We start from the raw sequence: 12,425 nt of genomic DNA on the forward strand, positions 1-12,425 counted from the left end.
AAAAACTACGGACACAAGTTGATTATAACTTTTGCGTACAGACTCCGTTTCGGATTCCCGAAATGGCGGATGCTCCTACTTATGCGAATGCTCTGAATGAAGCATTAGGAAATGACGGACTGGCTCCCAGATATACTCAGCATGACATTCGCACAATGATGAGTGGGGATGGGGGAGCATTGCTTCCGAATGTGAACTGGAAAAAAGAACTGTTGAGGAAAGCTGCTTTCAATCATGATTTGAATTTGTCCTTCGACGGTAACAGCCAACGGATGCGTTACTATGTTTTTGCAAACTATACAAGTAACCGTGGACTTATGAATAATACAAATCTGAACGACGGGTATTCTACTCAGGTGGAGATGTATGCTCTTAAGCTGCGGACGAATCTGGAAACTTACATAACTCCTACTACGGTTGCCCGGATGAATTTAATGGGACGTTTGCAACAGTATCAGCAACCGATTTCGGGTACTGATCTGGGGGCTATGTATAATACTCCATCAGCTGCTTTTCCTATAAAGACTCCTCAAGGGGTATGGGCACAGAACTGGCAGTATAGAAATCCTTTGGCGGAGAAAACAGCAAGAGGATATGGTGTCTTGTTACAGCGTACTTTATTCGCAGATCTGACTATTGACCAAGATTTATCCGTTATTGCAAAAGGTCTCTCAGCACAACTTCGTATCGCTTATGATAATGGAGCTGAAATAAATGATTCGAAATCAAAAGATTATGCCTATTATAATACGACGCAGGTTTTTAATGAGTCGGGCAATGTTTCGGACATTCTTTATTCAAGATATGGCAATGATACGGAACTTAGTTTTAATAACGGTTCGTTATCATGGCAGGTTATGCGAACTACGATTTGGGGGAAGGTTGATTACGTGAAAAGTTTTAATCAACATCATCTGAAAGCAGCAGGTATATACAGCCAGGGAAGAGCGAGATACAGAGGAGCCAATAATACTTTTATGTATCGGGACTATATATTGAATATGGAATATAATTATGATAACCGTTATATTGTGAATGGAGTTCTTTCTTATTCGGGTAGTGCTAAACTGTCTGCGGGTGATAAGTACAGACTCTATCCGGCTGTTTCTGCCGCATGGATACTTTCGAATGAGAAGTTTATGAGTAATTTGAAAGCCATTGATTATCTCAAACTACGTGCTTCGTATGGTATAGTGGGGATGGATGCCCGTCTCTCTTATGATATGGATAAACAGTTTAATGGTACTGGGCGGCAATATATTTTTGTGGGAACCGTGCTAGAGCAGGGTATGGCACAGGGTAGCTTACCTTCTGTAAATGTGGAGCCTGAAAAAGAGTATAAAGCGAATGTAGGTTTGGAATTTGGACTTTGGAAAGGCCTTTCCGTCGAGTTGGACGGTTTTTATAATCGCCGTAAAAATATTCGCGTTTCTTCGGGTGGATCGGTATCTACAGTACTTGGAGTAGGAGTACCGGATGTATTTACCGGCGAGGTAAAGAATTATGGTGCTGAATTTTCACTGGGATGGAAACAACAGATATGCGATATAAGCTATTCTATTCAAGGAAATATTGCTTATGCTAAAAATGAAATTATCAATATGGAAGAAACCTATCATCCGTACGCTTATATGAATCAGACAGGACAATCTATTGGTCGATTTTATGGATTGGTTGCCGATGGACTTTATCAGAAGAGTGATTTTGATTCTAACGGGAATTTGAAATCAGGAATCCCGACTTCTTCCTATATAACCAATATACAACCGGGTGATGTGAAGTATAAGGATCTGAATCGTGACGGGAAAATAGATGACTACGACAATTGTTATCAGTTAAGAAACCAGCTACCTGAGATTTATTATGGATTTACATTGGGAGCCAACTATAAAAATATCGGATTCAATGCTTACTTTCAGGGTGTGGCTCGCTCTACTGTAATTACCAATCTAAGTAGTATTTATCATCCGTTGTATGGAAACGATAAGAATATTTCTAATCATTATTTACAGAACTATTGGTCAGAATACACTCCCGAAGGTCGTTATTCCCGTTTGACTACGTTGTCCAACAACAATAACTACCGTGGTAGCTCTTTATGGACCGAAAAAGGAGATTTCCTGAAATTGCGAACATTGGAAGTTTATTATAAGATGCCGGTTCGTTCTATCAAGTGTATGAAAATGAGTGAATGCCGGTTCTTCTTTAAAGGTCTGAACCTGTTTTCCATTGACCATGTCGGAGTGATGGATCCGGAGTTTATCAGTATGGGCTATCCGTCGATGCGTAGTTATTTGCTTGGTGTGAATGTACAGTTTTAAATAAAATAAGTTACTTATGAAAAGATATATATTTATTTTAATCGGTTGCCTGTGGCTCACTACTTCTTGCAGTGACTTTCTTGAACTGAATGAATCTCAGTATCATACGGTGGAATATCAGTTCTCAACTTTCGGGGATGTGAAAAAAGTGGCGACGAATGTGTATGGATATGTTCAAGATGGGTTGGCTGACGTGGGAAACACAATGAGAGATGCGGCCACAGACGATGCCGTATATGCTTGGGAAGTAAACAGCTTGAAAACATATTATGACGGTAGTTGGTCAGCTATAAACTTGATTGATGATCAGTGGTCTCACTATTATTCTGCAATCAGTGCGGCCAATTACTTTCTGGAGAACTGTCCATCGGATTTCCCTGCGACTATCTATCAAGAGAACTATAAAGAGAAGATGGAACAACTCAAAAACTATCCTTTGGAGATCAAAGCATTACGTGCTTACTTTCATTTTGAGTTATTAAAAAGATATCGGAATATTATAGTGGTGGATCACACCCTATCCGTTAAAGAGGTGAACGATTTGAAACCATCTCCTTTTGACCAAGTAGTCAGTTGGATTGTTAATCAGTGTGATGAAGTCATCCCTTTGCTTCCCGTTACCTATGAAAATACAACGAAAGGAGAGATAGCACGTACCACTAGAGGCATGGCTATGGCTTTGAAAGCCAGAATTTTACTTTACGCTGCCAGTCCTTTGAATAATCCGACAGATGATAAAGCCAAATGGTTAAAAGCAGCAGAAGCTGCCAAGAACATTATTGATGCCAATATTTATCATTTGATTAACGAAGACGTAGTGAATAATGCAGCAGCGGGAGGATTGATTTTTGGAAAGTGGAATTCTCCCAGCAACAGTTTTGAAGGGTCTAATTTTCCAATGGGGTTTGAAGGAGGGTATTCAGGAGTTTGCCCGTCGCAAAACTTGGCGGAAGCGTTCGACTTAATTGATGGAACTCCTTTTGACTGGAATAATGAGAATCATCGCAAATTTGCGCTTGAAGTCGATAAACGTGATCCTAGGTTTCAAAAGACATTACTTTCCAACGGAGTATCTTTCAAAGGTGAGGTCATAGAAACGTTTCTGAATGGAAAGAATGGTCTGCCTATGGAAGGAGCTACCCCTACTTCTTATTATTTACGTAAGTTGCTCAGAGAAGAAACAAGTTTGATACCCGGAAGTACAACTAGTTATCAACACATCGTTCCTTTGTTCCGGTATGAAGAGGTTTTATTGAACTATGCAGAAGCGCTTTTGGAAGCAGAAAAGAATCCTACTTATAAAGGAAAGCAGGGAGAGGTAGATTATCAGTTGTCTCCGTTAGAAGCTGTCAATCTGGTGAGAAACCGGGTAGGAATGTCCGGATTGCCGGATAATCTGGATTATATGTCGTTTCAAAAACGTCTGAGAAACGAACGTCGTGTGGAGCTGGCTTTCGAAGGACACCGTTTCTGGGATATCCGCCGGTGGAAAATGGGAAAGGATACCCAAAAAGTATATGGTCTGACTCTGACGGCTAAAGGTGACGGTACGCTGAATATGGAACGCACGTTAGTGCATGACCGGGTATGGGAGGATAAGATGTATTATTATCCTATAGCGGATTTTGAACTCTTTAATAATAAGAATCTGACTCAGAATGATGGCTGGAAGTAACACCCTCAAGAGAGTTCTGTTTATATAACCTGTTTAAAATGTAGAACAATGAAAAATAGTATCTTATTAGTCTATTTCCTTTTTCTGGTATTTGCTTCAGCTTCCTGTAAAGAGGATGATACAATGACAGTAAATGTGCGGTTTAACGAACAGGCGGGATATGCTCCACAAGAGTTATCTTCCTGGGCTCATGCTATGTTTATTTTTGATAATCACTCCTGCACCGGATTAGAGATGGCTCCCGATCAGGCTTCTTTGAAGGATATGTCGATTGAGGCAGGTAACAGGGCTACCGTAATTGCTTATGAAAGTGATAAGAACCTGAATTTCGGAAAGGTCGGGTCCGGCAGTGCTTCTACTGACTATTATGTATCACTGAAAGATATCAACGGAGATATTCCACAGATATGGATGCAACATACTCCTTTGAATGAGGCTACCAATGGCTTTGCTATGAAACCACTTACCTCTGTGATAACAGTGAATCTGCTGAATGCACCCGAAACATTCGAACAGATATCGTTCTCTTTACCGGACATGACGGACGCACTGTATCTGTCGTCGGGTAAGGTTGAAGCACTGAATACGATACAGGATAAGCAAATCACCATAAAAAGCGGAGAGTCGGGTATCAAAAAGGCTGTTTTCCCGATGTTGAAGACGGACGGGAGCTGGGTACTTACTTACAACTTAAAGCTGCAGGATACCACTTTGGAAGGTACTCTTGAAGTTTCTAAAGGAATCAAGGCAGGGCAGACACTGGAGTTGAATGTTGATTTCTCCAAATATCTTTCGGAAAGTTTGTATACATTGGCTTACCGATATACGGCTTATCATGCAGATCTTTGGACCGAACAGAAAGAAGAGTTCTTCAGACTATGGCCGGGCGATGATACATTTAAGGATAAGAACAAATATTATAATGTATATGTATTGCAAGATAAACGTTGGAAAACGGTAGATGTACGTAATACGCTATGTTCAGACGGACCGAGACATCATGCCGAGATTTGGAACGACTGGGATAACTCGAAGATGCTTCGTGATACGATGTGCTATGCCAATTTCATCGACGAGTTTAACGGTCCGGTGAAGATACGTGTAGAGAAACGTACAGGCGGTAAATTTAGTAGTTTTCAGGTACGTCCGAGTTCGTATGGCATTCAACCCGTGGAATGTGCAAAGAACACCATTGAGTTTACGTTGCCCGATTGGGAGTCGAGAAAAGTTTCTGTTGAGTTTGATGGAGACAGATATCATAATCTGTTCTTGTTTCCCAACCGTCCCGATACCAACAAACCGGATGTTACAGCTTCTAACGTAAAATATTACGGTCCCGGAGAACACCATACAGGATCTATCACTTTACTTGAGAATGAAACGCTTTATATAGACGAAGGTGCTACCCTTTATGCCGAAAAACTGTTTGTCAGAGGTAACAACGTAACCATTACGGGTAGAGGTATACTTTCGGGCGAGAAGAATCGTCACTGGGGTGAGGATTATGCCAATGGAGATATCCTGATGTCCGTACAAGGACAAGGGGTAGGACTGAAGAACTTCACTTTGTCCGGCATTACGATCATTGATTCGCCAAGTTGGGCTGTAGCTATTTGGAATACAGATAATGTGATGATTGATAACATTAACCTTATTTGCTGGATTCTCAATGGCGATGGAATTGACCTTTGCAGTGTAGCGGGTGCTACAGTCAAAGACTCGTTCATACGTACTTACGATGACTGCATCACCTTAAAGGTCCGCTTTAACAATGATCCGGAGACAGACACTAAAGATGTTTTGATACAGAAATGTATTATTTGGTGTGATTATGCAAGAGGTATTATTATAGGACCGGAGTGCGGTGATTGGACATGGGGAACAGGAGGAATCAGCAACTGTTTGATTGAAGATTGTATCGTTCTCGAACAGTCCAATGGCGATGGTGACTTTAGGGCTGCTTTGTCTGCGGTTCAGCAAGAACAACACGGTGGCGGAGCTGCTCCGATGAGGAATATTACGTTCCGCAACATTTTGATTGATGATATTCAACCAACAGGACGTCCTATCTGTGTGGAACAAACTCAGCAGAAGAACGGATGTACAATGGAAGATATACTATTCCAAAATATTACGATCATAGATAAATCCGGCTGTAGATACAAGTCTACCGTGGTAACAACAATAGTTGGATATCTAGGCTCACCTTTGATAACATCACTTATAATGGTGCAAAAATAATGGGTGAAGGCGATCATTTGCAGATACAAGGTAATGCGGAAGTTTTTTATAAGTAATAGATGAAGGTTATGAATATAATATCGTCATTCCGTTTGGAAAGTAAGAATCTTTGTGTGCTATTTGTCTTGAGTTTGTCATTATTGTTTGCTTGTGCCCCTGAGAGGGTACAGGTAAACTTGATTCCCCAACCGGTAAGTATAAAGCAGAGTAAAGGTTATTTTAAGGTAGACAGTGTGAAAGCAGAGAAAGAGGGGATCGAATCATATATTCATTGTACGATTGACTCTGCTTTGAAGGAGATAGGAAATGAAGGATACCTGTTATCTGTAACTCCTGAAAGAATAGAATTGTCAGCTACTACTTCCACAGGAATCTATTATGGTAAAAAGACTCTCTATCAATTGCTGACTTCTCAAGGGATACCTTGTATTGCGATCAAAGATTATCCACGTTTTCAATACCGGGGGATGCATCTTGATGTATCACGGCATTTCTTTTCCAAAGAGGAAGTCCTTAAATTACTGGATGCAATGTCTTACTATAAAATAAATACGTTTCATTTTCATCTGACGGATAATGGCGGATGGCGTATTCAAATAGATAAATATCCGAAACTGACTTCTATGGGATCTTATCGTACAGAAAAAGATTGGTTGAAATGGTGGGATGGAGATGTCAGGGAGTTTGTGCCGGAAAACACTCCTGGTGCTTATGGTGGTTATTATACTAAAGAGGATATTCGTGATATTTTGCAATATGCAGCAGAAAGGCATATCAATGTAATTCCCGAGATAGAATTTCCTGCTCATTCCGATGAAGTGTTTGTTGGGTATCCGGAACTTTGTTGTATGGGGAAACCTTATACTAGTGGCGAATTTTGTATTGGGAATGAAAAGACATTTACTTTTATGGAAGATGTACTTTCTGAAATAATAGAGTTGTTTCCTTCTAAATATATCCATGTTGGAGGAGATGAAGCAAGGAAGACTGCATGGAAAGGCTGTCCTAAATGTCAGGCTCTAATGAAAAGGATGAATATGAAGAGCCTGGATGATCTTCAATGTTATATCATTCAGAAAGCAGAAACTTTTCTTAATTCGAAAGGCAGAACGATGATTGGCTGGGATGAAATATTAAAGAACGATTTGGACTCTTCTTCCATTGTGATGTCTTATCGTGGACAACGGGGAGCGATCGTGGCAGCTAATAAAGGATTTCGAGCTGTGATGACTCCGGGAGAAGTATTATATTTTGATTGGTATCAGGCAGAACCGCGTACTCAACCACAGGCTATGTATGGCTTTTCTCCTATAAAAAGATGTATTCTTTCAATCCAGTTCCGATAAATGCCATCACATCAGCAGCCAATGAGGAACTAGTACAGTCGAAACCGATTTCTTCGGATACGATGATTTATATATTCCCGGGAAATGCTCATAAGATCATTGGAGTACAAGGATCTACGTGGTCAGAATTTATACCGGATGAAGAACATCTGGAGTATATGATATTCCCCCGTTTGTTAGCTGTGGCGGAAGTGGCCTGGACATCACAGGAAAACAGAGATTGGCAGTCTTTTAAATGTCGTGTCAATACCCATATATCTCAATTAAAAGTAAGGGGGATACGTCCGTTTACGTTATCTGATAATGTGGAATTAACTACTCGTATTATATCTGATAACGAGGAAGTTGAAGTGACTTTGGATGCAGAGAAAGTTCCGGTAGAGATTCATTATACTACGGATGGTTCGGAACCCTGCATACATTCTGCTATTTATGAACAGCCTTTCATCTTAAAGAAAGAGACTGTGGTGAAAGCTGCAATTTTTAAAGGGATTGAGAGACAGGGAAGAGTATTAAAGAAACATGTCGGTCTGTCGGAAGAAATAAAGAACTATTATGAGTATAGTGATTAGTTTCCGAATACTTCTTTATCACTCATACGATTGGGTTTGTTAAGATGTGTACCTTTTCAATCATGTGTTTTTCCTGATGGGATGTAATATTTTTGCAGAAATCATCTGCTATACAATAAATTTCCATAACTTTAGGTTCTGTAAACATAGTGGTAATTGTTTGAATGTTATAGTTCCGTACTATAACATTTAAAACTTTTATTACTATGTTCTTAATAATCTGATGAATATTTATTTGCTTATCTAATTCGTGTTATATTAGTTATTATGAATAGGAATACAGTTTTCAAAGTGTGCTTGTTTTTAACTCCTATCCTTTTCTTTTTGCTATATTACTTGATTTTTGATAATAGTGCGGAATCACTAAAGAATAGGGTAATAGGAGCTATTTTTTCTGGTTATGGATTGAGTATAGGCTTATGGTTACTTTACAGAAAACGGTGTTAGAGTGGCTCTCAATATTATTTTTAGATAATACTGCTTAAATTACTTTCTTGTCAATTCCATTATTTCTTTTTTGTAATCAGGATATTCGGAAAGTAATAAATCTCTATTTGCCAACTCAAAGTCTTCAAATTCGAATCCCGGTGCTACAGCACAACTAACCAAGGCAAACGTACTTGGCTCTTTCAGTCGGGCTGCAAACCAAACTCCCGGTTCTATGGTCACTTGCAATACTCCACTGTCTTGATCAGATAATTCCCGACACATTAATAACCCTTTCTCAAAGGAATATATCAATAAAGGTGCACCTTTATGAAAGAACCAACTCTCGGGTGACTTGATCCGATGAAAAGCTGAGAAATCATTTTTCTCTAACAAATAATGAATAGTTGTCATGACTCGTCGCCTGGTTTCCCATCCTTCCATTGATGTCCATTCCTCTGCCCGATAGACCTCTCGATAGTAACCGCCTTCCGGATGAGGTGTCATTTTCAGATGAGTAATCCAATATGCGGCCTGTTGTCTTCATTGTTCTTCATAATGCTTTATATGTCTGGTTTACAAATGTATATACTATTTTCCTAATCTTATTTTAATTATTTGTATGCATACAATAGAAAAAATACGTTTTTCTCTATCAACCTATCACCATACTTCTGTATCCCTTTATTCATCGGGTTTACAAGAGGTGATAGGTTGTAAAGTAACCTATCACTTCCTCTATCACCTATCACCACTATCTTGTTGATTCCTTTTTATATAAACTCTGTGCGATCCTATCCCGTCAATTCCTATTCCGGATTCCGGTTGATGTGCCCATTGTCTCAATTCATTGGTAGCTGCGGTCTGTAATAAACCGGTTATCCTTCGGTATTCCCGAACTGTCAGGAAAGGATGATTGTCGAGATATTTTAAGGCTAATGCTAGTCGTTGTTCCGTGGTGTACTTTTGTGACGAACCTTGTCTTTTCCATGGTGCTCTCTCCAGATGGCATCTTGAATTGATGTTTCTTATCATCGTTCTATCTACCCGGAAGTTCACCTTTCCCACTACAATACTTTGCGCGTTACGATGTTTACCTCCCTCTTCTGCATCTTCCCTCTCTTTGCCTTCGCATAAAGCGAGGGACGGAGTGAATGTTCCTATTCCATCTATTTTCACAGAATATCCATTTGCCATTAGATATGCCATTTCTATAGACGCCTGAAGAAATATTCCTTCTATGTCTCCGGCACTGAATCCGCTGACATCTTCAATTCTCTTTGCCAGTTCTTTAGTACTCATATTCTCTATCCGGGCAAACTTCGGATAAGTAACTTTTTTACCCGTCTTATGTATATCGGGCATTTCTTCCATAATGTATCGTGCCATACTATCTGTATCTTAAAGTATTAATAGATATCTTCTGTTGTATTAAAGAAAAACTTTCTTGTATCTAATAGAAAACTTCATCTCTTCTAATAGGAAAGTTTTTCTCCCTTAAGAGTAAACTATAAATGCAAGTTCTGTTTTTATAAATGCAAGCTTCGTTTATATAATTGCAAGTTGCGTTTGTATAATCAAAACTTGCGATTATAGATTAATATTAAGCAAAGGTAAGTTTTCTATTTGAGAAAAGAAAGTTTTCTATTGTAGAAGAATAACTTTTCTATTATATATAGATAACGCAATAAGCATAGCTACAGTTTATACATTAAATGCTATAAAAGTCAAAGTATAAGTAATTTGTGAAATAACCTTTTTGAAAAGGCCTAAGTCTTGTAATCGAAAAAAAATGATATATCGGAGATTATTATTTTTTTATATGTTAATTGTTGAATGTTTCTTGTGTTATATTTATTATATTCTTATATTTAAAATATTAATGCCATGAAGAATTTATTATTTGGTATTAAAGGAGCTACACCATATTTGTATCATCCATTAGTTATTCTATTAAAAATTAATTGTATTATTAATCGAGTGCTTGATAATAATGTGTTTTTTAAATAATATTTTATCTTAGGCATGAAGTTTGAACTGTAATATTAATATTAGAAGTCGTTAGAATATAGTATTGGCAATCGTTGATTTATACACTGTAAATTGGTTATTGTTAAGACAGATTTTATGTATTTACTAAACTACCAATATTTACTAAAATTGAAAAACATGAAGCATATTTATACAATCGTTTTTTTTTATATTAGAATTTATAGTAATATCCTCTTGTAATCAGGATAATTATGAAATGTCAGAGGAAATTTCTAATATAGTAATGTCTAAATCACATATGATTGCCTCTGATTCATTAAATAATAAAGTTATTGTGCCTTGGGTATCGGATGTTAATTTAGAGAAATATTCTGTGGTGAATACAAATATTGAAACGCAATATCACAGACTAATAAAATAAAGAATTTGTATTATTATATTCATACAACAGGAAGACTTGCAGCAATTGAAACAACTGCTAAGAATATAGAAGAAATGAATATTAGTTTAGCTCCTTGGATATCTTCCTTAACAGAAAAAGAAACCCATGTAATAATTGGTTTTCAAGATAGTGGATTAATGGGATTATCAGAGTTTGTTATGGAGGAAAACTTTAAACGAAGAATTCAAGACACTCATTTGGGGTTCACAAGTAATATTGAACTAGTAGAACCTTTATTGAAATAGTGAAGGTGTTTGTGCGAAATGACTATCGAGGGGATAAGCTCTATGAGGTGGCAGCAGTATTGAATACTAGGCAGGGGGATCAAATAATACTTAGTGATGGTAAAGCTATGAGTGCTTCTGATGATGAGTTAAGAGCTAATTCCATTGATGGTAATGTTTTTAAAGCAAAAAGTCTGACGATAGCTGATGAAAAAAGAAAATATTATCAATGTGAGATTAGGAGTAACCCCAAAAAGACTCTTAACCCAATTATAAGAATTCCTTTTAATATGTCTTTACCGGGTTTTGATGAAAGTAATATGTATAAATTTAAAAACGATGAAACTAATATGTGGTATATTTATGATTCTGTTAAACGATATGCATTCGCTTACTATGACCTTGATGGTATGATACCAGATATTTATGGAATAAGTAATTGGATAGAGACTATTCCTGAAAAAAAATTGTCTATGACAGTTCTATCTCAGTTTTATAAAGTTATAGGATTATAAAATTAGATCTAATAAATGATGAAAAAAATAAATATTATTTCAATGTTTATCTTTGTACTTTTTCTTGTTAGTTGTGATAAAGATGACAAGGTGGACAATAAAATTGATCTGAAATTCCCGGATTTGAAATACACTGTCTGGGAAGGGACAAAAAACCATGTGTATTTTGATGATACTAAAGTAACTGATGATGTTTATATACTTTTTCTAAGTGAAAGTCGTGGTAACTCTATTGTATCTGGAAAAACAAGTTCTCAACAAAGGGATTTTGAATATGTTATTAATGATAGATTATTAACGATAGAAGGTCAAACTGTAAATTTTACGAATCATTTTTTGAATGGTGATTGGTTACTGACAGAAATGGGAGTCAATAGAATGGTTTTAGTAAAAGATTTGCATAATCGACGTGATAAGTATATATTAGAATTAAGAAAAAACAATAGTGTTGATAATCAATGATTCATTTTTATAGATAACAAAATATAGTTTTTAAGCGTTATCAGACTGTCTGATTAATCACCTCTTAAGAAATAAGTGTGTTTTGTGCTGATTTTTAGTGGAATAATATTGTTTTTATATAAATCTACAAGTTTTTATATCTTTGGATATATAAATTTGCAGATTTATATAAAACAACTACAATCTCTCTGTTTCAATTCTGGATGATT

Annotated in this window: 10 protein-coding genes and 1 pseudogene; 8 read left to right on the forward strand and 3 right to left on the reverse strand. The window is 37.2% G+C overall.

The annotated features are described in order from the left end of the window. The 5 genes from JCM17102_RS08555 to JCM17102_RS31445 form a co-directional block, all read left to right on the forward strand. Window positions 1–2,321: SusC/RagA family TonB-linked outer membrane protein (locus JCM17102_RS08555; protein ID WP_025074804.1), on the forward strand; the 2,321-nt coding region annotated here is incomplete at its 5' end. Window positions 2,322–2,337: 16 nt separating this feature from the next. Continuing rightward, entirely contained in the window at window positions 2,338–3,996 is a 1,659-nt protein-coding gene (locus JCM17102_RS08560) for a RagB/SusD family nutrient uptake outer membrane protein (RefSeq protein ID WP_025074805.1), read from the forward strand. 48 nt (window positions 3,997–4,044) lie between these two features. Continuing rightward, entirely contained in the window at window positions 4,045–6,237 is a 2,193-nt protein-coding gene (locus tag JCM17102_RS28930; protein ID WP_025074806.1) for a glycosyl hydrolase family 28 protein, read from the forward strand. A 68-nt stretch (window positions 6,238–6,305) separates the two neighbouring features. After that, a complete protein-coding gene (locus tag JCM17102_RS26840) occupies window positions 6,306–7,583 on the forward strand; it encodes a beta-N-acetylhexosaminidase (RefSeq protein WP_275564345.1) in 1,278 nt (425 codons plus the stop codon). Further along, window positions 7,556–8,155: an FN3 associated domain-containing protein gene (locus JCM17102_RS31445; protein WP_275564346.1), complete on the forward strand. Its 600-nt coding sequence runs from the start codon at window positions 7,556–7,558 to the stop codon at window positions 8,153–8,155. Before JCM17102_RS26840 ends, JCM17102_RS31445 begins: the two co-directional genes overlap by 28 nt. Window positions 8,156–8,163: 8 nt before the next feature. On the opposite strand, the pseudogene JCM17102_RS31450 reads toward JCM17102_RS31445, so the two are convergent. From JCM17102_RS31450 to JCM17102_RS08580, 3 genes and pseudogenes are all read right to left on the reverse strand, one after another. Then, a pseudogene (locus tag JCM17102_RS31450) lies at window positions 8,164–8,303 on the reverse strand (IS982 family transposase); the annotation flags it as partial. 338 nt (window positions 8,304–8,641) lie between these two features. Further along, the gene (locus JCM17102_RS22820; RefSeq protein ID WP_033886642.1) at window positions 8,642–9,088 is read right to left on the reverse strand and encodes a cupin domain-containing protein; all 447 of its coding nucleotides are present in this window, start codon (window positions 9,086–9,088) and stop codon (window positions 8,642–8,644) included. A 234-nt stretch (window positions 9,089–9,322) separates the two neighbouring features. Next, complete coding sequence (locus JCM17102_RS08580; protein WP_025074807.1) at window positions 9,323–9,970, reverse strand: HU family DNA-binding protein; 648 nt, start codon at window positions 9,968–9,970, stop codon at window positions 9,323–9,325. A 1,029-nt stretch (window positions 9,971–10,999) separates the two neighbouring features. Between JCM17102_RS08580 and JCM17102_RS28935 the strand changes: the two genes are divergently transcribed. The 3 genes from JCM17102_RS28935 to JCM17102_RS08595 are packed head-to-tail and all read left to right on the forward strand — an operon-like array spanning window position 11,000 to window position 12,216. Further along, on the forward strand, window positions 11,000–11,260 hold the full coding sequence (locus JCM17102_RS28935) for a hypothetical protein (RefSeq protein WP_025074808.1): 261 nt from the start codon (window positions 11,000–11,002) through the stop codon (window positions 11,258–11,260). An 11-nt stretch (window positions 11,261–11,271) separates the two neighbouring features. Continuing rightward, on the forward strand, window positions 11,272–11,754 hold the full coding sequence (locus tag JCM17102_RS26845; protein WP_373278871.1) for a hypothetical protein: 483 nt from the start codon (window positions 11,272–11,274) through the stop codon (window positions 11,752–11,754). 15 nt (window positions 11,755–11,769) lie between these two features. Further along, window positions 11,770–12,216 carry a hypothetical protein gene (locus JCM17102_RS08595; protein ID WP_025074810.1) on the forward strand — a complete coding sequence of 149 codons (447 nt, stop codon included), beginning with the start codon at window positions 11,770–11,772 and terminating at the stop codon, window positions 12,214–12,216. The last annotated feature ends 209 nt before the right edge of the window (window positions 12,217–12,425 follow it).

It is taken from the genome of Bacteroides faecichinchillae JCM 17102, assembly GCF_000614145.1.
Lineage (GTDB): Bacteria > Bacteroidota > Bacteroidia > Bacteroidales > Bacteroidaceae > Bacteroides > Bacteroides faecichinchillae.